The 24,398-nt window shown below is 36.7% G+C and carries 20 protein-coding genes and 1 pseudogene; 13 read left to right on the forward strand and 8 right to left on the reverse strand.

Features of this window, described 5'->3' with window-relative positions; translation table 11 throughout:
- The first annotated feature begins 241 nt into the window (after positions 1-241).
- The gene (locus QUD79_RS02810) at positions 242-1,144 is read left to right on the forward strand and encodes a dihydrodipicolinate synthase family protein (RefSeq protein WP_184424375.1); all 903 of its coding nucleotides are present in this window, start codon (positions 242-244) and stop codon (positions 1,142-1,144) included.
- Between the two features lie 13 nt (positions 1,145-1,157).
- On the forward strand, positions 1,158-2,657 hold the full coding sequence (locus QUD79_RS02815; RefSeq protein ID WP_184424374.1) for an aldehyde dehydrogenase: 1,500 nt from the start codon (positions 1,158-1,160) through the stop codon (positions 2,655-2,657).
- Between the two features lie 179 nt (positions 2,658-2,836).
- Here QUD79_RS02815 and QUD79_RS02820 read toward each other — a convergent pair whose 3' ends face one another.
- From QUD79_RS02820 to ettA, 4 genes are all read right to left on the reverse strand, one after another.
- Entirely contained in the window at positions 2,837-3,988 is a 1,152-nt protein-coding gene (locus QUD79_RS02820; protein ID WP_184424373.1) for an HDOD domain-containing protein, read from the reverse strand.
- Between the two features lie 410 nt (positions 3,989-4,398).
- A complete protein-coding gene (locus tag QUD79_RS02825; protein ID WP_184424372.1) occupies positions 4,399-4,896 on the reverse strand; it encodes a glycine cleavage system transcriptional repressor in 498 nt (165 codons plus the stop codon).
- A 46-nt stretch (positions 4,897-4,942) separates the two neighbouring features.
- A complete protein-coding gene (locus QUD79_RS02830; RefSeq protein WP_343043959.1) occupies positions 4,943-5,308 on the reverse strand; it encodes a PilZ domain-containing protein in 366 nt (121 codons plus the stop codon).
- A 119-nt stretch (positions 5,309-5,427) separates the two neighbouring features.
- The gene (gene ettA / locus QUD79_RS02835; protein WP_184424371.1) at positions 5,428-7,104 is read right to left on the reverse strand and encodes an energy-dependent translational throttle protein EttA; all 1,677 of its coding nucleotides are present in this window, start codon (positions 7,102-7,104) and stop codon (positions 5,428-5,430) included.
- Between the two features lie 385 nt (positions 7,105-7,489).
- On the opposite strand from ettA, the gene QUD79_RS02840 reads away from it, so the two are divergent.
- The 3 genes from QUD79_RS02840 to QUD79_RS02850 are packed head-to-tail and all read left to right on the forward strand — an operon-like array spanning position 7,490 to position 10,343.
- A complete protein-coding gene (locus tag QUD79_RS02840) occupies positions 7,490-8,782 on the forward strand; it encodes a hypothetical protein (RefSeq protein WP_184424370.1) in 1,293 nt (430 codons plus the stop codon).
- Positions 8,783-8,784: 2 nt separating this feature from the next.
- The gene (locus QUD79_RS02845; protein ID WP_184424369.1) at positions 8,785-9,780 is read left to right on the forward strand and encodes a substrate-binding periplasmic protein; all 996 of its coding nucleotides are present in this window, start codon (positions 8,785-8,787) and stop codon (positions 9,778-9,780) included.
- The gene (locus QUD79_RS02850) at positions 9,777-10,343 is read left to right on the forward strand and encodes a CBU_0592 family membrane protein (RefSeq protein WP_184424368.1); all 567 of its coding nucleotides are present in this window, start codon (positions 9,777-9,779) and stop codon (positions 10,341-10,343) included. The genes QUD79_RS02845 and QUD79_RS02850 overlap by 4 nt, the downstream gene beginning before the upstream one ends.
- Before the next feature lie 105 nt (positions 10,344-10,448).
- On the opposite strand, the gene QUD79_RS02855 is transcribed toward QUD79_RS02850, so the two are convergent.
- The gene (locus QUD79_RS02855; protein ID WP_184424367.1) at positions 10,449-10,655 is read right to left on the reverse strand and encodes a hypothetical protein; all 207 of its coding nucleotides are present in this window, start codon (positions 10,653-10,655) and stop codon (positions 10,449-10,451) included.
- A gap of 104 nt (positions 10,656-10,759) precedes the next feature.
- Positions 10,760-11,413, reverse strand: a complete 654-nt coding sequence (locus tag QUD79_RS02860) for a glutathione S-transferase (RefSeq protein WP_184424366.1) — start codon at positions 11,411-11,413, stop codon at positions 10,760-10,762.
- A 290-nt stretch (positions 11,414-11,703) separates the two neighbouring features.
- Between QUD79_RS02860 and QUD79_RS02865 the strand changes: the two are divergent.
- From QUD79_RS02865 to QUD79_RS02895, 7 genes and pseudogenes are all read left to right on the forward strand, one after another.
- Positions 11,704-12,117: pseudogene (locus tag QUD79_RS02865) on the forward strand (DoxX family protein); the annotation flags it as partial.
- 68 nt (positions 12,118-12,185) lie between these two features.
- On the forward strand, positions 12,186-12,929 hold the full coding sequence (locus QUD79_RS02870) for a pirin family protein (protein ID WP_184424365.1): 744 nt from the start codon (positions 12,186-12,188) through the stop codon (positions 12,927-12,929).
- Positions 12,930-12,985: 56 nt separating this feature from the next.
- Positions 12,986-13,969 carry a glutathione S-transferase family protein gene (locus QUD79_RS02875; RefSeq protein ID WP_184424364.1) on the forward strand — a complete coding sequence of 328 codons (984 nt, stop codon included), beginning with the start codon at positions 12,986-12,988 and terminating at the stop codon, positions 13,967-13,969.
- A 67-nt stretch (positions 13,970-14,036) separates the two neighbouring features.
- The gene (locus tag QUD79_RS02880) at positions 14,037-14,645 is read left to right on the forward strand and encodes a nitroreductase family protein (protein ID WP_184424363.1); all 609 of its coding nucleotides are present in this window, start codon (positions 14,037-14,039) and stop codon (positions 14,643-14,645) included.
- 639 nt (positions 14,646-15,284) lie between these two features.
- The gene (locus QUD79_RS02885) at positions 15,285-17,645 is read left to right on the forward strand and encodes a peptidase U32 family protein (protein ID WP_184424362.1); all 2,361 of its coding nucleotides are present in this window, start codon (positions 15,285-15,287) and stop codon (positions 17,643-17,645) included.
- Positions 17,646-17,677: 32 nt separating this feature from the next.
- Entirely contained in the window at positions 17,678-18,703 is a 1,026-nt protein-coding gene (locus QUD79_RS02890) for a serine hydrolase domain-containing protein (protein ID WP_385957964.1), read from the forward strand.
- Between the two features lie 162 nt (positions 18,704-18,865).
- The gene (locus QUD79_RS02895) at positions 18,866-20,434 is read left to right on the forward strand and encodes a protein adenylyltransferase SelO (RefSeq protein ID WP_184424360.1); all 1,569 of its coding nucleotides are present in this window, start codon (positions 18,866-18,868) and stop codon (positions 20,432-20,434) included.
- A gap of 22 nt (positions 20,435-20,456) precedes the next feature.
- On the opposite strand, the gene QUD79_RS02900 is transcribed toward QUD79_RS02895, so the two are convergent.
- Both QUD79_RS02900 and QUD79_RS02905 read right to left on the reverse strand, forming a co-directional pair.
- Positions 20,457-20,891: a CBS domain-containing protein gene (locus tag QUD79_RS02900; protein WP_184424359.1), complete on the reverse strand. Its 435-nt coding sequence runs from the start codon at positions 20,889-20,891 to the stop codon at positions 20,457-20,459.
- Between the two features lie 269 nt (positions 20,892-21,160).
- Entirely contained in the window at positions 21,161-21,712 is a 552-nt protein-coding gene (locus QUD79_RS02905) for a hypothetical protein (protein WP_184424358.1), read from the reverse strand.
- Positions 21,713-22,265: 553 nt separating this feature from the next.
- Here QUD79_RS02905 and QUD79_RS02910 point away from each other — a divergent pair.
- Complete coding sequence (locus QUD79_RS02910) at positions 22,266-24,398, forward strand: ABC transporter permease subunit (RefSeq protein WP_184424395.1); 2,133 nt, start codon at positions 22,266-22,268, stop codon at positions 24,396-24,398.

The following is a 24,398-nucleotide window of genomic DNA, read 5'->3' on the forward strand; positions in this document are numbered from 1 at the left end:
AAGGCCTTAGATCTATGTATCAATTTTGATGGTTAATTTACTCTAAGAATAAACAAATTTAATATTATAAACAATTGCTTAGCTTGTTTTAACTGAGTAACACTTATGAAAAACAATATTAAACACTATTGCATACAATATGCAATAGTGTTATTTTGTCTACAAATTAGCTTAAACGCTAAAAATGACTAAAGACAAACCAAATTTTATTGGTTCAATTAACCATAGAGAGAAATGAAAAATGAAATTGAAAGGCATCTACACACCGGTGTTAACTTCTTTTAAAGAAGATGGAACAATTGATTATCCTGCATGGGAAAAGGTATTAGACAAGCAGATTAATGCTGGTGTACATGGAATTGTTGTGGGTGGCTCTACGGGTGAATTTTACGCAATGTCAAAAGCCGAACGCTTAGAGCAATTTAAATTTGCCAATGACTACATTGCTGGCAGAGTGCCTTGGATCGCAGGTATAAATGACGTTATCGCTACAGAAGTTTATAGTTTTGCAAAGTCAGCAAAAGAATTAGGTGCTTCAGGCATGTTGGTTGCTGCTCCACCATACTCATTGCCTAGCGAAGAAGAATTAGCACAGCATATTATTCGTATAGATGAAGCTGCGGATTTGGCCATTATTTTATATAACTACCCTGGGCGTACGGGTGTTGAGATGGGTACGGAGTTTCTTGAACTTGTTGCCGATAGAAAAAATGTTGTCGCAATAAAAGAGTCTAGTGGTGATGTTAATCGCATCCATGAATTAGCATTAAAATACCCGCAGGTGTCGTTATGTGCAGGCGCTGAAGATCAAGTATTAGAATTTTTTGCGTGGGGCGCTCAAAGTTGGGTTTGTGCTTGTGCAAACATATTCCCAGAAGCATGTGTTTCTTTTTATCAAACCTGCGTAGAAGAAAAAGACTTTGTTAAAGGGCAAAAATACATGGCAACTTTCATGCCTGTAATGGAATTTTTAGAGCAAAGCGGAAAGTTTGTTCAGTGCGTAAAATATGGTGCTCAATTACAAGGTTTAACGACTGGGCCTGTACGTTTACCTATGCTAGAAATGTCTGATGAAATGAAAGCGCAAGTAAAAGAGGTAGTAACTAAAGCGTCAATTGAACTTGCCGCGCTTGCTAACGAATAATAGGAAATAAATCATGTCTGAATTATTAACTAAACAAGAGTATAGCGAAATAGCAAAGAAAATTACTTTGCCAAATAAAGCATTTATTAATGGACAGTTTGTTGATGCACAAAGCGGACAGACAATGCCAAGTGAAAACCCAGCTACGGGTGAAGTACTAACAGAAATTGCTTCTTGTGATGCGAGTGACGTTAATATTGCTGTTGCTAATGCTAAAACAGTTTATGAAAGTGGTGTTTGGTCAGCACTATCGCCTGCCGAGAGAAAAACGGCAGTATTAAAGTTAGCTGACTTAATTGAAGAGCACGCTTTAGAATTGGCGGTTCTAGAAACATTAGAAGCAGGTAAGCCAATCCACGAATGCGTTAAAACTGATTTGCCAGAGACGATCAGTTGCATCAGATGGTATGCAGAAGCTGCGGATAAAATGTATGACCAAATTTCACCAACGGCTAACAATGCTTTAGCAACTATCAGACGTGAAGCCGTTGGAGTTGTAGCTTGTGTACTGCCTTGGAATTTTCCTTTAATGATGCTTGCTTGGAAATTAGGCCCGGCATTAGTGATGGGGAATTCAGTGATTATCAAGCCAGCTGAATCAACAAGTATGACGACATTAAAAGTGGCCGAGCTTGCTATTAAAGCTGGAATTCCTGCTGGCGTTTTCAATGTGTTGCCGGGGCTAGGGCCTAATGTGGGTGAACCGCTTGGGCTGCACGAAGATGTTCAAGTAATTTCTTTTACGGGTTCAACAGCAACTGGAAGACGCTTTTTAAAATACTCTGCAGACAGTAACCTTAAGCGTGTTGTGCTTGAATGTGGTGGAAAAAGTCCGAGTGTGGTGCTTTCAGACGCAGATAATTTAGACTCTGTTGCTGAAAATATTGTTGCTGCAGGGTTATGGAATATGGGGCAAAACTGTACCGCGAACTCGAGAATTATTATTCACAAAGACCTAAAAGTTGAATTAACTAAAAAGATCATTGCCAAGCTTGATGACTGGAGAACAGGTGATCCGTTAGACCCTCAATATATGCTTGGTTCGGTTATTAACCGCCAGCAATACGATAAGGTGCTTGGTTATATTGAGATCGGCAAGAAAGAAGGAGCTAAAGTGATTTTCGGTGGTAATGCTATTGAACTTAATAATGGCTTATTTATTGAACCAACAATATTTGATTCAGTAACACCTGATATGACAATTGCTAAAGAGGAAATTTTCGGGCCGGTGTTCGGGTTAATTGAAGCAGAGTCTGATGAAGAAGCTATCGCTATAGCTAATGACACTTGTTATGGTTTGCAAGCTTCTTTATATACTAGAGATTTAAAGAAAGCTCATTTGTATTCTCAGCAACTTAAAGCAGGCACTGTATCTGTAAACTGTTTTTCAGAAGGTGATATAACTACACCTTTTGGTGGTTATAAGTTATCAGGCTTTGGTGGCAGAGATAATTCGTTAATGGCTTTTGACCAATACAGCGAAGTAAAAGCAACTTGGTTTGATTTTTCGTAAAAACTAAATGTGTGGACTCCTTTTCCTGCGAGAGGGGTGATCTTACTACCAATTTAAGTTAGGTATTTGGAGTCCATACATGTTCAATCTTAATCTACTTGCCATTGGGTTGTTGAAAGTTTTTCAACTACTTTTTAACTATGCTAGATGAACTCACAACAAACGTCTGAAATAATAACTTAGTTTATCAATAACAGGCTATTTACTTTTTTACTAAAACTCATGTCATGAAACAAATTTAACAGTTGTTTCACTTTTGGCTGTTGTTCGTTTTTAAAAAGATAATAAAAATCGAGTTGTTTATTAAGGTCATAACGGATGGTTTCTAGGCAACTTTTTTCATTAATAACTGCTAAATCTGCTAATCGACATGCAATATAACATACTTGGTATTTAACCTGCTCATTCTCATTTATATCATTAGTCTCTGAGGCTGGTGTAGCAGCTAGAAATGACAAGTTGTTCTCAATGCTGCGCACTAAAGTGCGAGGTAATTGCCAGTAACGTGCAAGCTTACTACCAATAATTTGTGTATTAATGTTTAGTTGTGATTGATGATCACTCACGCGTTGGTACAGTGCTTTTTGCTCGTTGTAACTCGGTGCCAGCTCAGGATGTGTTGATAATATTGCCATGTCACCTAAATAGTTTAATAGGCAACGGGTAGAAATATCAGAGGCGTCATCAAGTAGCAATTCTTTCGCGAATAATAACCCTAAACTACTCGCTAAATAACTTGCACTCCAAAGTTTTTGGTAGGCATTTTGTTGAATATTACTTTCAAACTTTACCTCGTTTTCTACAGCAAAATGCATAGCGATATTTTTAACTGTGCCAATGCCTAAGTAAATAATTGCATGGTTAATACTGGTAATGGGTTGCTTTAAAGCAAAAGCAGATGAGTTAACACGGTTAAGAACTTTTGCCGTGATTTGAGGGTCAGATTTAATTAAATCAAATAACTCGTTAGGTTCAAACGCTTTTTGGGTAAGTGGTAGCAACAGCGGATGGGGTTTGCGAAAACCACGACAAATCTCTTCAATAACTTGCTGTTGTTCTTTATTGTTAATATCTGTCTTTATTAATTCAAGTGAGTTAAATTCTTTAGGTAACTCTACATCATCAACGTTAAACTCTTTTGTTACTTTTTCTGTAAACTCTGAGGCTAAAGAATTGTCTGTTCGCGCAATATTTGACTTGGTGGCACGATATTGAACAGAGGTATTATTGGCTCGAGTATTAGTATTTCTATGGGGCTTTTTTATGCTGTTTAGTCGCCACAATATAAGTGCAAAAACACTAAAAATAACGATAGAAATTGACACTTCCATGAACATTTAAACATCCTTATCATAATAAGAGAGAGGCAAGAAAAATAAACAGTGAGGCATACTAACTAATTAATTGCACATCTGTCAAAAAACGAATTGAAATTGCTGTAAGGCTTCAATTGGTATTGCTTAACTATAAAGGATAAAAAATATAATTTACAGGTGTAATGCCAATCCCACTGATTATGCGAGCATTTCTAAGAGGTAAAAACCTACTAAGGCGTTGTGTGTTTACTAAGTATCGCTACAAGGATTTTGCATATGAGGACAATACAGCAACATAATTGTTCCGAACAACCCGTTATAACAATAAATGCTGTGTAATTGGCTGTTTATACCAGTTTCATTAATTGAAAAAGCCAATATCTGCATATTCAAGATATTGGCTTTATCATTTATTTGAAATGTTATTAATGGGATATATCAACCATTAGATCATCAGCTAAACTCTCAATTTGTGTAACTAAAGGTGCTAGAGCGTCTTTATTAATTGTTATAGTCGCTTTAGCTTTAAATAAGTCTTGCCCAGAGTGTGGGGCGCTCTCTTGACTACTTACTAACTTTAATAGGTTTCCACCTTGCTGATGTATAACAGAGCTAATTTCTTGTATGATGCCAGGGCGATCATTTGCAGTTAATTCAAGTACTAAACTCGCAGGAGATTTGGGAGATAATGCTGTGGCTACTTCAATAGTGACATTAAAATTTGGTAAGTTATTAAGTGCATTTTTTAGTGCATCGGTTTGCCCTTCATCAACAGCAACTTCAATAATGCCAGCAAAAAATCCAGATAAATGATGCAGGCTACTAGTTTGCCAATTACCTTGGTATTGCTTAATTGTATGGGAGAGTTTATCAACTAAACCCGGCTTGTCAGGGCTAATAAAAGAGATAACGAGGTGATTCATACATCGTCCTTATCGAGAGTTAAATGAAGTGATCCAGTTTAGTAATTTACATAGCTTTTGTTAATTGCGATAGTTCTTTACTTAATTGACTTTCATCACCAAGATTGAGTTCAATGAGTCGTTTCAAATGACTTACACTGTCAATATCAATGGCATTACAACGTAAACCAATTTCATCACCTTCTTCATGAACAATAGCGATATGCATTTCTACATTAATGTCACTATCAGGTAATGCAAAACGCAGTACGCCTAGTGATTTTAATAATGATTGCTCAGCTTTAGGACGGCTAACTAAAGCACCATTTAGCGATATGTCATGAATATTAACAGCGTATTGCTGATCTGTTACTTCTAACGAAGCGTCCATAGAAAACAATATGCGAGTAAATTGACGTCTATTTTCCATCATACAAATATAAATTAACTACTGGTACACTCAGCATAGCTGTATTTATAAAAAAAGACACCTTAATCCGTTAAAATTGAATTAAGGTGTCTTTTATTAAAAATTAAAATTGTAAATACTTACTACTTGATAATTTTCTTATACTTAATGCGGTGAGGTTCAGTAGCCGCGGCTCCAAGTGTTTTCTTCAACCATTCGTTATAATCAGTAAAGTTGCCTTCAAAGAAGTTAACTTGCCCTTCATCTCTATAGTCGAGAATATGAGTGGCAATACGGTCTAAAAACCAACGGTCATGTGAAATTACCATGGCACAACCAGGAAACTCTAGCAATGCCTCTTCAAGTGCGCGAAGCGTTTCAATATCAAGATCGTTAGTTGGCTCATCTAGTAGTAATAAGTTACCCCCGGTTTGTACTAATTTCGCTAGATGAACACGATTACGCTCACCACCTGATAAGTCACCTATAAACTTTTGCTGATCGTTACCTTTAAAGTTAAAACGGCTACAGTATGCACGACTTGGTATTTGATAATTACCAATTTCAAGAATATCGTGGCCTTGAGAAATTTCTTGATAGACAGTGTTTTTGTCATCCATATCATCTCTAAACTGGTCAACACTCGCTATTTTTACGGTTTCACCTAATTCAATAGTGCCTGAGTCTGGCTTTTCAGCACCAGATAGCATTTTAAATAAGGTTGACTTACCGGCACCGTTAGCGCCGATAATACCAACAATCGCACCCTTAGGAACACTAAAGCTTAACTTGTCTATTAATACTCTGTCGCCAAACGATTTAGTTAAGTTTATTACGTCTAATACTTTGTCGCCTAAACGAGGCCCTGGTGGAATATAAAGCTCATTCGTTTCATTACGCTTTTGATGCTCTTGATTGTTAAGTTCTTCAAACCTTGCCATACGCGCTTTATTTTTAGACTGGCGAGCTTTAGGGTTTTGGCGTACCCATTCAAGTTCTTGCTTAATGGTTTTTTGTAAAGCGCTTTCACTTTTAGACTCTTGTTGTAAGCGTGCATCTTTTTGCTCTAACCAAGATGAGTAGTTGCCTTCCCAAGGAATACCGTAGCCACGGTCTAGTTCTAAGATCCAACCAGCAACGTTGTCTAAGAAATATCTATCATGGGTAATAGCAACAACAGTACCACTATAGTCATGTAAAAAACGCTCTAACCAAGCAACAGATTCAGCATCTAAATGGTTCGTTGGTTCATCTAACAATAACATGTCTGGTTTTTGTAAAAGCAAATGACAAAGTGCAACACGGCGGCGCTCACCACCACTAAGTACCGCAATTTTTTGATCCCAAGGTGGCAAGCGAAGCGCATCTGCTGCGCGCTCTAATGCGTTATCAATGTTGTGGCCATCGTTACTATTGATAATATCTTCTAATTGACCTTGCTCTTTAGCTAAGGCATCGAAGTCAGCACCTTCTTCGGCATATTCCATGTAAACCTGATCAAGGCGTTTCATTGCATCTTTTACTACTGAAACCGCACTTTCAACAACTTCACGAACTGTTTTCTCTTCGTCTAGTTGCGGCTCTTGTGGCAAGTAACCAATGTTAGTACCGGTTAATGCATGTGCTTCACCTTCAAACTCGGTATCAACACCAGCCATAATACGTAAAAGTGTTGACTTACCTGCACCATTTAAACCTAAAACACCAATTTTGGCACCGGGGAAAAAAGAAAGTGAAATGTCTTTCAAAATTGTGCGTTTTGGTGGCACAACTTTACTGACACGATTCATTGAATAGATAAATTTATCTGGCAAAGCCATTGGAACAACCTTTTATTTTTAATAGAAAATTAAATTGTTAATATTGTACAGCAACTGACGTAAATAATTGCCTATTTAGCAAGAATTATGTGGCTTTAGGCAAGGCATAGATTGTAGTGAATGGTTACTCCCTTGTCAAAATCAATAACGCTTTTAGCGCGCTGTAACGCCAGTAATATTAAGTGGGTTTTTATGGTCGTGTCATCTGTTTTAAAAATGAGTTTTTTTGTAAGCAAACTTATAATATTCGCACTGTTTTTGTCAGGTTTTTTATGCTGATGAAGGTAATATAACTATTTAAAACATATATTTAGTATGCAAATTGTTAGTAGTTTGCTGGCATAACTGTTAAAGTTTGAATTATAACAGTTAAACTTTAATAGCTATGCCTAATTCTAAAATAACGTTCCGTGCAATTGCGCCTATATATTCGCCGTTGAGCTTGCACCTAGGTGTGGATCAGTTCGCGCCACAATTTATCGAATCATTAAAAGCAACTAATATAGACTACGATGATAAGCATAACCTGCTTAATTGGAAGGGCAGGTTACTTCACCTTGGTGGTCAACAAAGTGATAAACGGCAGTATCAGTCAACAGCGTTAAACTCAAAAGATGTACGTTTAATGTGTTGGTCGCCTGAAACTAAAGAGCAGGCTAGTACCCAGGTAATGTTTCATGTTTTTACTAACCATATCGCAATTGCTGAAGTCGAACTAACAATAGACATGGATGATTTAACTATCGAAGGAGAATCTGTTGATGCTCTTGTTTTAGGTCTTGAAGAGCAGGTGCAGCAATTAGCGCAAGCCCAAGTGGAACTAAATTTTAATGACTTTTGTAAAGATTTACAGCAACTTAAATCATTTCTCTCTGATGACTTTGTGCTCTCTAAAACAACCCCTGCGTCTAATGTTACGTGGGTTGCGCGAACAATGCTTATTGATGACACGTCGCTCGAGCAGCCAAAAATACAGGCTATATTAACTGCATGGTTAAAGAAAACAGGTAGGCCAGAAGATGCCGCCGATATTATCTCTCGTAAAATAAACTTTTCTATGACCTGGCTTAATTATGTTGTTAAAAATGCTAAAGGAGTTGGTGCTGATCCACAAATACAAATAATGGTGCTATCCCAATATTATTACGTTTCTCAAGAAAACTGTAATAGTGGTTTACGTAGTGCAATTGAAGTTGCGTATGCTCGTGGTAGTACAAATAAAATTGACAAGGTACTTGCTGATACCCGTACAGCTTGTCGGCTTAACCAAATTGCTTATTTTGAGAATATCAAATTCCTAAATCGTCCTAATAGGGTGCTGTTAGAAGATATTTTAACTGGTTGGCAATTTAACCAATTAGTAGAAAATTCAGAGCGGATGATTGAAATATGTAACGCGCGACTTCAAGAAGAAGATAACAAAAAGCGTGAGCGCAGCACTGTAATGACAGACCTATTACTTGTTACGTTAAGTTTTTTCGCGGTCTTTGAATTATCCCTTTATTTAACTGAATTTAGCCGAGAAATGATGAGTAGGCCAGCACTTGACTACAACGATAATAAACGCTCATTCTTTTTAGGCATTATTGCTGAGATAGATGCAGATATCATGTTTTCATTTGGCTTTTGTTTGACCCTTATTCTTATTGTTGTTTATCGCTATATAAAACGAAACTAATTATGAAAAATATTGCTGCGTTATCGCTACTAATTATTACTGCTGCTATGTCTTTATTACTGCCTACTTGGGCCGCGCCTGTATCTGTTTCTACAAGTCAATGGGCGCCTTATATACATGCAGAAAACAAACCATTAGGTACAGCTGCAGATATACTTAGACAAGTATTAAGCCAAGATAAAGAGATAATTAATTGGCGTTATCAAAACTATGATTTAGCTTTTGAGTTAGTGGCAAATAATAAACAAGAAGCTGCTTTTCCATACTTTAAAACTAAAGAGCGTGAGCAACGCGTTTTATACTCACAGCCCGTGCTTAGTGTAACAAGTGGCATTTATTATAATCGGCAACGAGAAGACTATTTGAACTTTTCAACGTTGAACGGTCATAAGTTTGGTCGTGTATCAGGCTACAGTTATGGTCAAGTTATAGATGCTTACCTTACTGATGCTATTGTTTTTCCAAGTGAAAGCGATGCATTAGAAAGTTTATTTAAGAATGAAATTGATTTTTTGCCAATGACCGAAAGTGTAATGAACACCATGCTTAATTCAAGTTACAGTGACCAAGCACTTTTAATAAAGAAAATTGATAAAGTAGAAGGGCATGACACACTGCATCTTATAGCGCCAAATACTGCTGAAGGTAAAAAATTAATCAACAAAGTTAATCGGTTATTAGCGCAGGTGTCAGCTATAACCAGTTTAAAACCAAAACCAGTGCTTCGTTTTAAACCCAAAGACATAGCAAGGCTTATCACCGCAGAAGGCTACCCTGCTATTGTTGGGCAAACATCATTAGATAGCAGTACTGATTACTACACCCTTCCGCAAGGAACTAAAGTATTGATTTTAAACTGGAGCGATAAAATTGTAAGGCCATCAACTACAGACCGAATATATAAAAGTATGATTGATCTGAGTAAAGTTGTGGTGTTAAACGGGCCGCATGTAGGCAAAGAGCTTTATATTAAAAACATGCATTTAGAGATCCAATGATTGTCGCTGTATTAGGTTGGTTTGGCTCGATATTATATTTAGTTAATCATGGCTATATCTCAGTAAATAAAGAGTGGAAGCCGAATATATATTTTACAGGGAACCTTATTGCTGCGCTTGCTTTAGTTGCAAGCTCGTTATTGATTTCTTCTTATCAGGCAGTGGTAATCAATGGTTTTTGGGCTTTAATCTCGATACTGTTAATTATCAAGTTTGATATGAGCACAATCGCCTTTTCAAAGCGTGCTTTCTATTTAGGGCTTATATTGATACTGGCTTGGTCAGCATACATTGCATACAAGCATGGCATTAATTCACTCGCGTTTTTTACTTATTTAGGGTGGTCTTCTAGCTATGTTTTTTGTCTTTCATATTTTTTATTTTGTAGTAAAAAATTAAACCGTATTAGCTACTTGTTACTTAATGCTTTTGCCGCAAGTGCACTTTTACCTATTTTATGGAGGCAAGAAAATTGGCCAGTATTTAGTCTTGAAATATGTTGGGTGTTAATATCAATTTATGGTGCGTATACACAGGTTGACGAAGTACACCTAATTGATTAATTTTTTCTAATACTTTCTAATACTTTCTAATGTTTAAATAAAGTGACTAGGGCGTGTTGAACTTTTCAAGCCTGATATATTCGTTTTTAGTTAACCACTGGAAAGTTATGGGTTAATAACTTTTTTGCGCGCATCTTTGTATTCTTGGTAAGTTTTATGCTCTTTGAGAAGGCATTCATTGTATTGCGCTTCGTTTTGCGCTTTATCAATGCAGTCGCTCTTTTGGTAATCTTTCCCCAAATTGTATAAGTCTTTGTTGGTGCAGGCAGCCAGCAATATTAATGAAGAAACGAAAGTCAGTAACTTGTTCATGTAGTACCTATTTTACCTAAATTCACGCTATTTAAGCAGGCTGTGCTAGTTAGCCTTAATTCTTGATAAGCAATGTTATGCTATTAAACGCAGCTCGCTTTTACTTATTTACTGCCAGAAAATATAACAGGCTCACTACTCAATTTCCATAAAGGATATTTAGCCATAACCTTAGTAAACATCGCACTTTGTAAATAGTGTTTAAGCCACTTTTTTAGGTTGGGATAAGGCGACTGTAAATACCACTGACGTTCTACACGAGCAAACTGGCGAATAAAAGGTAAAATAGCAATATCTGCAAGACTTTCTTCAGTGTTAATAAGGTAATTGCCTTTGTTTAGTCGCTGCTCTATCTCTTGAATATAAAGTTCACACTTCTCTCTGCATTGTTCTATGTTAGCTTCATGATAACGTTTGGCACATTTATATTGCTCTAGTGCTTGCTTAAATTCGTGATCAAACCGATGAATTAAAGTTAGCATGTTATGTAGTTGCTCTTTATTAGCGCCGAGTAAACCGTATGGGTCATTTGTATTTAGTGCCCATAGCATTACGTCTAAACTTTCATCAACCACCTTTCCTGATGGAAGTACTAAAGTAGGCACTGTACCTTTAGGCGAAGCAAGTAACATTTCTTTAGGTTTATTTTTTAATACAATATCACGTAGTTCAATAGGCACTGACGACCGATAAATAGCGATTCGGGCGCGCATGGCATATGGACAATTTCTTAACGAATACAATATAGGTAATGTCATTTTATTGGTAATACTGTTTTATTGTGTTTCGTCGATAAGCTTACTTGAGTGGCATTCGTCAGGCAAATATTACCGGCTTTAATAACCTTTCTTTAGGTATCTCTTTATTATGTGAACATTGCTAGATTTATAAACCTGTCAAATTTTTTGAAAGGATTGTTCAGTTTATATCGTTATTCTTCTTTACTTTCTTCGAGTATAATAACGTCAATAAGTTAATTTATATCAATTAATCAATAGCTTTTAGGTGAGGTTTTATGAGTATTTCATTAATTAAAAAAATTGTTTAAAATAACGCTGGCGTTTCAGCATTAGCCCTTAGATTACCCATTGCAATAATTTTTATAGCCCATGGCGCACAGAAATTATTTGGATTATTTGGTGGTTACGGACTAGAGGGTACAGGTCAGTGGATGGCTTCTATTGGTTTAGAACCAGGCTATTACATGGCTTTATTAGCAGGCGGTGCGGAGTTTTTTGGTGGTTTAGCACTATTAGTAGGTTTACTAGTACGTCCAGCAGCGTTAATGCTTAGTGTAACTATGGTTGTTGCAATTTTAAGTGTTCATTTTGAAAATGGCCTATTTATGTCAAATAACGGCTATGAATTTGGACTTGCTTTATTGGCGGCATCTGTTTCATTAATGTTTAGTGGAGCAGGTAAGCTGTCACTAGATAACTTACTATCAAAGCGTTTAGCTTAACGAGATGTATGTGTAGGCTAGCTAATTAACTGGCCTGCGCTAATAGACAGTGTAAGGTTATATTTATTATGAATGGTGCACATCAAAAGATTAGCGCGTCACAGTTGCATTATTTGCCTAGTAGTCAGATGCATCCGGCAAATACTCGCTTTCATTTCTCGTTTGCTAACTATTACGACCCAACACGCATGGGGTTTGGCGCATTACGTGTACTAAATGATGATGAAATTAAGCCTCATAGTGGTTTTGGTCGACATCAGCACAAAAATATGGAAATTATCAGTTATGTAGTTAAGGGTAAGTTAACTCATTGGGACAGTGTTACGCAAAAAGAAGCAACAATTGGTCGAGGTTATGTTCAGGCTATATCATCTGGTACAGGCGTATGGCATACAGAAATGAACAAACAAAGTCAGTGGTGTCGTCTGCTACAAATTTGGATAACACCGCAAAAGCGTGGTGGCAATGCTCGTTATAATCAGCAAGGCTTTGAGCTTAAGGATAGAGAAAATAAGCTATTGCATATTGTTGGCCGTGCAAATACTAAAAACAAGGCACCTTTGTATATAAATGCAGATGTTAATTTTTACGCATCAGAGTTGACAGATTCTAGAGTCGTAGTCGAATTTGAATTAAAGGCAGGCCGACAGGCTTACATTAATTGTGTTGAAGGTAGTGTGCATATAGATGGATTTCCAGCGCTTAATGAAAGAGATTCGTTGGCGATAACTACGCCGACAAGGTTAAAGATCATGCTAAAAGGTAATCATGCACACGTTATTGTTATTGAGATGAAAAAATCAAAAAAATAACATTAACACTCAGTTTATAGAACGCCTGCAGTAGACATCAATAAGGAGAATTATTTATGACAACAGTAAAAAATAGTTGGAATAGCAGCATTAAAGATGGTGAATATCAGCGTAAAGAATCGCAGTTTAGAAATTGGATTACGCCAGACGGTAGTGCTGGTGTATCCGGGCGTAGCGGCTTCAAAGCCGAAGCAGGACGATACCATTTATATGTGTCACTTGCCTGTCCTTGGGCACATCGTACTTTGGTGTTTCGTCAATTAAAAGGTTTAGAAGATTTAATTACAGTGAGTGTAGTTCACCCTATTATGCACGAAAATGGTTGGAGTTTTCAGCATGATGAAGAGTCTGCAAAGCTTTATGGAACTACGGGTGATGACTTAGATGGTGATAACTTTATTGCAGAGAAATACGTAGCACAAGATCCTAATTATAGTGGTGTGAATAGTGTGCCAATCCTTTGGGATAAAAAAGATAAAGTTATTGTAAATAATGAGTCTTCTGAAATTATTCGTATGTTTAACAGTGCGTTCAACGACATTACTGGTAATACTCTCGATTTTTATCCTGAAGAATTACGAGAAACAATTGATCATGTAAATGAATTGGTATATCACAAAATAAATAATGGTGTTTATAAAACGGGCTTTGCAACCACGCAAGGCGCTTACGATAGGAACGTAGAAGAGCTATTTAGTGCACTTGAACACCTTGAAGAAAAACTGTCAAAACAACGGTATTTAGCTGGTGATAAAATAACTGAAGCAGACTGGCGTTTATGGGTAACTTTAGTGCGATTTGATTGGGTTTATCATACGCATTTTAAATGTAATTTGAATTTAATAGCGCAATACGAGAACATTTACAATTATATGTTAGAGCTATATCAAATCCCAAACATTGCTAAAACTGTAAATGAGGCTCATATTAAGTGTCATTATTATGCGAGTCATTTAGCGATTAACCCATACGGCATAATACCGATCACGCATCAACAAGATTGGACAGTAACACACAACCGAAATAGAACATTTAATTAGTTGATGTTTATATTTTAAACGATAGATATCAGCTTATTATTAACTAACAAAAACATGGAGCATGAATATGTCAAACCTACAAACTTTACAACAAGTAGCGCAAACGCGTCGTTCAATATATAGCTTAAATAGCCAATTACCCGTGGCAAAAGAAGAGGTTGTTAAATTAGTAGAGCACGCTATTTTACATACACCATCAGCATTTAACTCACAATCGTCGCGCGCTATTGTATTATTTGGCCAAGAGCATCATAAACTATGGCAAATTACAGAAGACACCTTGCGAGATATCGTAAACGATGATGAAAAGTTTGTACCGACTAAGCAAAAAATTGATAGCTTTAAAGCCGGTGCAGGCACGGTTCTCTTCTTTGAAGACGATAGTGTTGTTAAGCATTTGCAAAGTCAATTTGCGATGTATGCAGATAAATTTCCATCATGGTCTGATCATGCCAGCGGTATGCATCAATACGCAGTGTGGACAGGGCTAGCAAGTTTAAACATAGGTGCTAACCTTCAGCATTATAATCCAGTGATTGATAAAAAAGTTGCGAGTACTTGGGATGTTGATTCAAACTGGACTTTAGTTGCTCAAATGGTATTTGGTGGTATTGAACAAGCGGCCGGTGATAAATCATTTGAACCAATTGAAAAGCGTTTAAAAGTGTTTGGCTAAACATTACTTCGCATTATTTTGAATTATACTGGGTCAATGCCATTAAATCAGGCTTGACCCAATGTTTTATCTCTGAGAAATTAAACAGATGATACAGACAAAATAAGCGCAGTACTCTTAAGCTAAGCTCTCCATCGTAAATAGCTATAACTACTTTTTGCTATTTATGACCGATTCCACTTACTTCCTTTTAGAACAATTAGCGGTTTCATTCTTTCTTCCACTCATAACTAATTAAGAAAAAATAAATAACCTGAATTCGGCATAAGCTAAGTAACCTGAGTTCTGGATAACGGATGTACGACCAATAAAGATAAAGTTATATTTTTCAATTGCTTATTATAAAAAATCGTATTGCTTATGTAGTTATATAACAGTAGTAGTAAACTTGCACTTAGTATTAAGGAAGAAATAACCTAAATATTGCAAAGTATGAGTTTTATATGCGTTAAACGTACATTCATTATCCCTACTTCAGGTTAAATCATCAGACCTGATGTTTCGTATAAATTGTTAATATAAATATCAGGCGTTTATTTTAGCGGTATTCATCGAGTCAATATACGGGTAAAATCGCAGCCTTAAAATAAATTCATCTCTTTTTAAGCGCAAGCTAATTACATAACATAAGTTGTATACATGAACCCTAAAATTGAATTATTGGCACCTGGTGGCGATGTTGATGCGATAAAAGCCGCTATTATTGCTGGCGCTGATGCAGTCTATTGTGGTTTAGACACATTTAATGCCCGCAATCGCGCGTCTAATATTTCATTTGAAGAATTGGTAGGGGTTATTCGACTAGCACATCAGTATCAGTGTCAGATATTTTTAACGCTTAATATTGTTATTTTAGAGCGAGAGTTTAAAACACTAGCGAAACTGTTAAGTAAGTTGGTTAATACCACGTTAGACGGCGTAATAGTGCAAGATATTGGCTTGTGCTATGTGCTGAGAAAGTACTTTCCGAGTTTAGATATACATGCTTCAACGCAGTTAACCACTCATAATGTTGGGCAAATTCCTTTTCTGAAAAAACTGGGGGCATCTCGAGTAAATTTATCGAGAGAATTAAATTTACGCGAAATTACATCAATGGCTGAAGCCGGCCGTAAACATGGCGTATTAACCGAAGTGTTTGTTCATGGTTCGCTGTGTGTGGCATTTTCAGGTTTATGCTATTCAACCTCCGCTAGTGTTGGTAACTCAGGTAACCGCGGTCGCTGCAGTCAAGCATGCCGTGAAGAATATGAAACGACCGCGTCAGGTAATAATTTCCCATTAAATATCAAAGACAATTCTGCCTTTTTTGATTTACCTGCATTAATTGATGCTGGCGTTCATTCCTTTAAAGTAGAGGGGCGTATTAAAGGTGCAAGTTATGTTCATACTGTGGTTGATAGTTTCCGAAAACAAATCGATGGTTTTATTGAAACAGGCGCATTAACTCAAAATGGAGAACGCTTATATAAAGTGTTTAATCGTGATTTTTCAAATGCATTTTTACGAGGTGACTTAAACCAGTCGATGTTTATTGAAAATCCACGCGACAATTCAAAAAATCATGCGATTGAAAGTCATGCACTTAAAACATATGGTATCGATGCAAGCAACACCATTTCAGTTGTACAAGTTCAGGAAGTTGAGCAAAGCCTTAATCAAGAAAAAGATCAAATAACGGCAACTGTTTTTGACAAAATTAAACACCTTAACATTGATAAAATACCGCTTAACCTTGAATTTTCTGGTGATGTTGGTCAGCCGTTGTCAATTAAAGTGTCTACCCATAATGATATATCAGAACGTGTTACTGATGGTATTAATCTAAGCCTTAGTAGCGAACAGCAAACTTTTGTGGTTAACTCAGAGCAAGTATTAACAGCTACTGAACAAGTTGGCATTGATGCAGGCGTTATTGAAAAACGTTTTAAAAGCTTATCAAGTGCTGAATATGATTTACAAACACTCAATATTGATAATTTAGCTAGTAAAGTAAGTATTCCATTTAAAGTATTAACATTAATGAAAAATAAAATAATTTCATTGTTAAATAAGCAAGAATTCTTACCCGAAGTAGAATTACCTGTGCTTGAGAGTCATGCCAAAGTTGATACTGTAAATATTGCTGAAACAGTTAAACGTGCTAATTTGTCGATATTAATTTGTGATGAAGCCGATGTTGGCTTAGCTGATGAAACAGATGCAGCTATTTATTTCAAATTACCAGACGCTTATAAACGTGGTTGTACAAAATACGTTGAATTTTTAACAGCAAATCCACGATTAATTCCATGGTTTCCGTCAGTATTAATTGGTAAAGATTACGACGTCGCATTAACTATTTTAGAACAAGTGAAACCACAGCTCATTGTTACTAATAACACAGGCATTGCTTTTCGTGCCTTTGAACTCGGGATAAAATGGATAGCAGGACCATTTTTAAATACGACTAATTCTTATGTGTTACTCGCGATGCAAGAAGCATTTAATTGTAGTGGTGCGTTTATTTCAAATGAAATTAACAAACAACAAATTAAAACAATTGCCCGCCCTAAAAACTTTAAAATGATGTACAGTATTTATCACCCCATTTTACTTATGGCGAGTAGACAGTGTTTTTTCCAACAAAGTGTTGGCTGTGAAAAACCGCGTATTGATAATGGTTGTATGCTCTCTTGTGATAAATCTACCAGTATTACTAATCTTAAAGGGGTTTCGTTTGCCATCGACAAACAAAAGGCGGGTTACCCAAGTATTTATAATAAAGATCAGTTTTTAAACACTGATGTGATCGACGATCTTGCAGATATATTTGACGACTTTATGATAGATCTCACTAACATTGGCGCTGGCGATAAAGAGTCTCCTGATAAAGTTATGCTCATTAAACAATTTGAACAACTACTTAGTGGTGAATTAACAAATGATTTACCCGTTAAAGAAACGTTAGGCATTATGGTGCCAGAACAAACTAATATTCAGTATTTTAATGGTTTATAACCCTAGATAATTGAACTGAAAGCAGAATGAAAATGAGCAATAAAAATAAGATAATAATTAGAGTAACTGCAGCAATAGTCACAGTTGTCAGTATTTATATTTTTGCACCGTGGAAAGCGGCTGTTTATTACTTTTATCCTCTTCCTGCGACAATTCAAGAACAAGTAGATAATGCTGTCAACTGGGGCTTAGATGGCATAATTGTTTATGTTCAAAAACAAGATCAGGAAGGCCAGTTTTATACTAGCGGTTGGCATAATCGAGATAAAAAAATCCCAACAGCTCCAGATGCACTTTTTAAAATTGCTAGTATCGGCAAGCTATATAGAGCATCAGCTGTAGCAAAACTGGTGGCAAGAGGCGACTTGTCTTTAGATAAAACGCTCGCAGAGTATTTACCAGCGCTAGCAGGGCGCTTTGAATATGCTGATAAAATTACATTGCACATGATGGTTAGTCATCGAAGTGGTTTACCCAACTATACTGATAATGAAGGGTTTTCATGGGCAGAAAATACTATTGGTACAGAGGAAAACTTAGCGTTAGTGTTAGATACCCCTGCAGACTTCAAACCAGATAGCGATTATGGCTATTCCAATACTAATTATCTGCTGCTAGGTCGAATTATGGATAAAGTACTTGGCTACGATCATAACCAATTTATTCAAGCTGAAATATTAACCCCCCTTAACTTGCAACACACATTCTTCTCGGTCAATGAAGTCGACTCTTCAAAGCTCATGAGTGGTTACTACGTGGGTTATCCAGATGATTTTAAAGCGCTTGACCAAGGGTTTGTTGCAACAGCAGAAGATGTTGGCATATTTTTGCGGGCGTTAAATGATGGCACATTATTTACCGAAAAAGAGCAGGCAATTTATATGTCAATTTATGTGTATGAGCATACAGGCTGGGTAATTGGCTATTATAGTATCGCGCGATATCACAAAGATATTGATACTGTGGTTATACAGTTTGTAAATACTGTTGGCGAAAATACACTGATCTTTTCAAACGTTGTTTATGATCGCATTGTGAAAATGTTAAGTAAGGGATAATCAACACGCTCTAACCTATAAAGTACTTAACCGCATAAATTTATCATTAATCCTCTCGTATCATGATTTACCCTGTCTATGTTAAAGTACTACTCATAAAACCCTGTCATATTGTTACCAATAGGTTTTACCTAACTTAAATTAACTCATTGTAGGCTTGCTGTGAATAAACTGAATTTTTCATTTGATAATCAATTTTTAAAACACTTTACCGCTGACAAAATTACTGATAATTATCCACGACAAGTTACCCAGGCATACTCATGGGCAACCCCGAAAAAAACTGCCGCGCCAAAGCTTATTGCAATAACACCAGAGTTGGCATTAGGTATTGGTGTTAATGTTGATGACAACTTAGCGTTATTCACCGATGTTTTTTCAGGTAATGCCTTGTTAGATGGCATGCAGCCTTATGCAATGAATTATGGCGGCCATCAGTTTGGCCATTGGGCTGGGCAGTTAGGTGATGGTAGGGCGATTAACTTAGGACAAATTAAAACTGATTCAGGTTTGTTAACACTACAATTAAAGGGGGCAGGGCCAACGCCTTATTCGCGAACTGCCGATGGCTTAGCTGTGCTTCGTTCGTCTGTACGTGAATTTTTATGCTCTGAAGCAATGTATCACTTAGGTGTGCCAACAACACGCGCGTTAAGCTTGTGTTTAACGGGTGATAAAGTAATGCGCGATATGTTTTATAACGGTAATGTTAAAGCAGAGCCCGGTGCAGTTGTTTGTAGAGTGTCAAAAAGCTTTTTACGTTTTGGCTGCTTTCAACTGCCCGCTACAAGGGGAGATGTAACATTATTAAAACAATTGGTTGATTATTCTATCACCCAAAACTTCACTCATTTAGGTCAGCCATGTAAATCTGCTTATCTTAAATGGTTTCAAGAAATTAGTGAAAGTACTTGTCAGCTAATTGTGCACTGGATGAGGGTAGGCTTTGTTCACGGTGTCATGAATACCGATAACTTATCGATTATTGGTGAAACCATTGATTATGGTCCTTACGGTTGGATTGATAATTTCGATTTGCACTGGACCCCCAATACTACAGATGCGCAAGGCAAGCGATATTGTTTTGGTGCGCAAGCTGAAATAGGCCAATGGAACTTATTTCAATTAGCTAATGCGATCTACCCATTAATAGAAGACGCTGAACCATTAAATGAGATTTTGAATAACTATGCCACGTTATATCAGCAAAGTTTTGGCGAGATGATGGCGAGTAAGTTAGGCTTTGAGCGCTATATTAAAGATAAAGATGACACCTTATTTCTTGAACTAGAACACTTAATGAGTGAGCTAACAATCGATATGACACTGTTTTATCGAATACTTGCCACAGCAACACCCGAAAATAGCGTAGATGCGATACGCTTTTTCCACTCTTGTTTTTATCAACCACAAGAGTTAACGCAAGCCGATAAAGAGCATTTTATTGAGTGGTTGGCAAGTTATTTTGTTCGATTAGCATTGAATGAAAGCGGGCACGAACAGCGCAAAGTGAAAATGAACAGTGTTAACCCTAAATATGTGCTTAGAAACTACTTAGCACAACAGGCCATTGAGCAAGCAGAGCAAGGTGACTATACACTGCTTCATACTCTGCAAAGAGTGTTTTTAAAGCCTTATGAAGATCAGCCAGAGTTTGAAATATATGCCGCAAAACGCCCTAAATGGGCAGAAAATAAAGCAGGCAGTTCTATGTTGTCATGTAGTTCTTAAATACTTTTATCGGCTGTTGCATTTAAGTTTTTGCTTTTGCTATTTTTTTAAGGTGTTGTAATGCGGCAACTTTAATAATATCTCGCCATGAAATAATGCCAATAGGGTGGAAGTTTTCATCAACTATGGGCAAGCAAGAAATGTGCTCTTTGTAAAATAGCATTACCACATCGTTTATCGAACTATTAATGGTTGTTGTGACAAGCTCTCTTGTCATAACCAGATGTACTTTTTTATGGAGCAATGTACTGTCGCGTGGTGTTTCTTTACTGGTACCAATATAAGGGCTAAGTTGTTTATAAAGATCTCTATCGGTGAGAATACCGGCAAGTTCTTTGTTATTTAGCACTAGAATATGATGAATTTTATGTTGCTCAAATAATGCTTTTGCCTTGTCTAAGTGGTCGTCAATCTCAAGTGTAATTAACTTTTTAGACATTATTTGACCGATACTCATGGTAACTCCTCGTCATATTCGCACTAGATATAACCCTAACGTACTCTAAGGTAACATTTTTATTTAAAATTACGAATAAAATTTTTATCTTGTAGTAATCGATAAAATTTTAAATTGTTAAGTGGGTAAAGTATTTGAGATCACCCACAGAGGTGTATGGGTGATAGGTTTTATTAAAACATCAATGCTAGCTAGGTTTACTAAATAGCGTTTAACACTAAGGTAAACTTTGTAAAAAAGTTTTCGTTTTTACTTATCCAGAACTGAGGTTACTTAGTACGCTTAACCGTAATTGTTCTATTTTGGCCGGCCTTTTTAAGTAAGAAAGCGCTGAAGATCCCACGACTTATTGTAACGTTTTCGTTTTCTTTTAAATAAAATTTCTTTGTGCCAACTTGACGCCATTGTTGATTATTATTAAGTGTGATAATCAATTCTCCATGAGGCGCTTTTATTACCTTGGTTACCACAGCTTGTAATTGAGGATGTTTTTCTTTTTCTTTAATAATATCTTCGTGTTCTAACCCAAAGTTATCAGGTACTGCTGCTTCTTGTGTCGCTACTTTCTTTGTTACCTCTTTTACTTGTATTGGCATGCTAGCTGATTGTTGGTGCTTAATTACTGGTTCAGGTGTAGCTACTTCGCTTATTTGTGACTTAGATAACGACTTACCAGCAATAACATTATCGTAACAAAGTAAACGTTCTAAGTTATTTTCTATTATGGTACATGCCTGGAGCGCTTTAGTATTAACGGTGTTTTGTGCAGCAAAAGTAGGCGCAGATAATATTGCTAATAGTATAAATAATTGTTTCTTCATTGTACTTCTCAGAACCTTGTTGTAGTAGCAGTATAATCACTTAATTTGTTTAAACCAAGCCTTATAGCGGCAAGCTTTTTCAATTATAAAAGCACTTATACCCAAGCCACCTCAACATGCAGAATTCAGCGTTTCAAAGGTGCTTAACATCAAGGCGTTACTTTGCAAGAATGGCAGCGCCTTTTAAGAAGTCCCAACGATGAGGATAGGTAGTTGTGAAGCGCCTAAAAGGTTAGTTTAAAGCAATTTATACTGCGTTATTCATTTTAACAATAGAAACACGATTAGTTGCAATTAATACCTTGTCTAAATCGCTTTTAATTGCAACTGAAACTCACAACTTGGGGTGGTTTGGGTATATATTTTGAAGCTGTCACAAAAGTGTCACATAGCTGTCTTATAATCGCTTTAATTAATTAAAATAGTTATTTGGGATTATTCAGTGACAATTGCGTTGAAATCAACAGGGCCAAGACAGTTGAAAAATGCACTAGCAAAGTGGCTGATTACGCTAGGCGGAATAAGTGTACTATTTACTTTAGTGCTTATTTTTATGTATTTACTGTATGTGATAAAACCCATTTTTGCTTCGGCAGAAATTATGCAAAAACAAACGTTTGAATTAACTACAAATGCTAAGGTTTCGTCTATTGGTGTAGATGAGCTAAAGGAATTAGCTTACATTATTAACGATAATGGGCAAATTAACTACTATCAGCTTGTTGAAACTAATGAACACAACATAGGAGAACAGGTATATTCTCAAGCGTTGCTATTAGCCGAATTTAAGCTTGAAAAAGTGGTTGATATTAATATTGAAGAAAAGCTCTTAGTAGGGAGCAACGGACAAGTTCAAGTGGTTTCACCTAAATTTACCGCTGAATTTGCTCAAGATAATCGTAAAATAGTACCTAATATTACCTACCCGTTGGGTGATACAGCAATTCAAGTTGATCAAAATGGCCAAGCGTTATCTAAAATATCATTTGCGATGAATGATGAACGAGCTGTTTTTGTTGCTTACACCCATGATAAACGTTTAATCAAAACAACACTCATCGCCGATGATGATTTTACCTATGACACTACTTATGACATTCATTATCAAGAAATAGACAGTAAAAATAGAGACTATGATGACATATTGGTAACGCCTGATTTATCTATGGTGTTTGCTAGAGCTGGTGATCAAGTTTTTGTTTACGACTTATCAGACGATGATGAGGTTGAGTTAAAAGCCACCATTATTCCGCAACTCTCACAACACTCAACTAAGCCATTACATATAACTGCAATGGCGTTACTTTCAGGTAGTAGTTCTATTTTACTTGGTGATAGTAGTGGTAAAGTTAGCCAATGGTTTGAAGTGGCGGGAGAGCACGGCAGAGAGTTTAAACAAGTTAGAACATTTAAGGCGGCAGAAAATCAAATAATTACGGCTATTTATACAGAGCAGTATCGTAAAAGTTTTTATACAATGACAGCTTCCGGAGAGCTTGGCTTGTTCTATACAACGAGTGAAGCAGAACTTTGGCGTGGGCCCTTAAGTGCTAATGCGCCGAGTAACTTTTCAATATCACCGCGAGCAGATGCTTTACTGTCATTAAGTGGTCAGCAATTCTCATTATTTTCAGTTAAAAATGAACACCCAGAAGTAACATGGCAAGCATTGTGGGAAGAAGTTTGGTATGAAGGTTACCCAGAGCCTGATTATATCTGGCAATCTACTTCAGGATCAGATGATTTTGAAGCTAAGTTTTCATTAGTGCCAATTTCATTCGGCACATTAAAAGCGGCTACCTATGCCATGTTATTTGCAGTGCCTGTTGCCCTTAGCGCTGCAATTTACACAGCATACTTTATGACACCGGCAATGCGTAGGAAAGTAAAGCCCACAATTGAATTAATGGAAGCCTTACCTACGGTTATTCTCGGATTTTTAGCGGGTTTATGGCTTGCACCTATTATTGAGAAGTACTTACCTGCAATAGCTTTATTGTTATTGTTTTTACCTTTGTCGGTATTTTTAACTGCCTATATATGGTTCAAATTGCCAAAAGAAGTCAAGTTGAAACTACCTGAAACGCTTGCGCCAATGTTGTTAATTCCAGCGATGTTACTGGCTGCTTATGCTGCTTTTAGTTTATCTCCTGTACTAGAACTATACCTTTTTGGCGGTGATATCAGACAATTTATTACTAACGATTTAAATATCGATTTTGATCAGCGTAATGCCTTAGTTGTAGGTATTGCGATGGGTTTTGCGGTTATCCCTACCATATTTTCAATGGCAGAAGATGCTATTTTTAGTGTGCCAAAACATTTAACCAGTGGCTCTTTAGCATTAGGTGCAACCCAATGGCAAACCTTAGTTAAAGTAGTACTGTTAACGGCAAGCCCAGGGATATTTTCAGCTGTAATGATGGGGTTAGGCCGAGCAGTAGGAGAAACAATGATAGTACTTATGGCAACAGGAAATACGCCAATTCTTGATTGGAATGTTTTTGAAGGCATGAGAACATTAGCGGCAAACATTGCTGTTGAAATGCCTGAGTCTGAAGTAGGTAGCTCTCATTATCGAATACTTTTCTTAGCTGCTTTTGTTCTATTCATATTCACATTTATTTTCAATACGGTTGCTGAGTTTGTACGTCAGCGATTACGTGAAAAATATAGCTCGTTATAA

This window comes from Thalassotalea piscium (assembly GCF_030295935.1).
In the GTDB taxonomy this organism is placed as follows: Bacteria; Pseudomonadota; Gammaproteobacteria; order Enterobacterales; family Alteromonadaceae; genus Thalassotalea_B; species Thalassotalea_B piscium.

Coding starts and splice junctions, on each gene's coding strand:
- QUD79_RS02810 (WP_184424375.1), top strand. CDS start 242: ATGAAATTGAAAGGCATCTACACACCGGTGTTAACTTCTTTTAAAGAA.
- QUD79_RS02815 (WP_184424374.1), top strand. CDS start 1,158: ATGTCTGAATTATTAACTAAACAAGAGTATAGCGAAATAGCAAAGAAA.
- QUD79_RS02820 (WP_184424373.1), bottom strand. CDS start 3,988: ATGGAAGTGTCAATTTCTATCGTTATTTTTAGTGTTTTTGCACTTATA.
- QUD79_RS02825 (WP_184424372.1), bottom strand. CDS start 4,896: ATGAATCACCTCGTTATCTCTTTTATTAGCCCTGACAAGCCGGGTTTA.
- QUD79_RS02830 (WP_343043959.1), bottom strand. CDS start 5,308: ATGATGGAAAATAGACGTCAATTTACTCGCATATTGTTTTCTATGGAC.
- ettA (WP_184424371.1), bottom strand. CDS start 7,104: ATGGCTTTGCCAGATAAATTTATCTATTCAATGAATCGTGTCAGTAAA.
- QUD79_RS02840 (WP_184424370.1), top strand. CDS start 7,490: ATGCCTAATTCTAAAATAACGTTCCGTGCAATTGCGCCTATATATTCG.
- QUD79_RS02845 (WP_184424369.1), top strand. CDS start 8,785: ATGAAAAATATTGCTGCGTTATCGCTACTAATTATTACTGCTGCTATG.
- QUD79_RS02850 (WP_184424368.1), top strand. CDS start 9,777: ATGATTGTCGCTGTATTAGGTTGGTTTGGCTCGATATTATATTTAGTT.
- QUD79_RS02855 (WP_184424367.1), bottom strand. CDS start 10,655: ATGAACAAGTTACTGACTTTCGTTTCTTCATTAATATTGCTGGCTGCC.
- QUD79_RS02860 (WP_184424366.1), bottom strand. CDS start 11,413: ATGACATTACCTATATTGTATTCGTTAAGAAATTGTCCATATGCCATG.
- QUD79_RS02870 (WP_184424365.1), top strand. CDS start 12,186: ATGAATGGTGCACATCAAAAGATTAGCGCGTCACAGTTGCATTATTTG.
- QUD79_RS02875 (WP_184424364.1), top strand. CDS start 12,986: ATGACAACAGTAAAAAATAGTTGGAATAGCAGCATTAAAGATGGTGAA.
- QUD79_RS02880 (WP_184424363.1), top strand. CDS start 14,037: ATGTCAAACCTACAAACTTTACAACAAGTAGCGCAAACGCGTCGTTCA.
- QUD79_RS02885 (WP_184424362.1), top strand. CDS start 15,285: ATGAACCCTAAAATTGAATTATTGGCACCTGGTGGCGATGTTGATGCG.
- QUD79_RS02890 (WP_385957964.1), top strand. CDS start 17,678: ATGAGCAATAAAAATAAGATAATAATTAGAGTAACTGCAGCAATAGTC.
- QUD79_RS02900 (WP_184424359.1), bottom strand. CDS start 20,891: ATGAGTATCGGTCAAATAATGTCTAAAAAGTTAATTACACTTGAGATT.
- QUD79_RS02905 (WP_184424358.1), bottom strand. CDS start 21,712: ATGAAGAAACAATTATTTATACTATTAGCAATATTATCTGCGCCTACT.
- QUD79_RS02910 (WP_184424395.1), top strand. CDS start 22,266: ATGTATTTACTGTATGTGATAAAACCCATTTTTGCTTCGGCAGAAATT.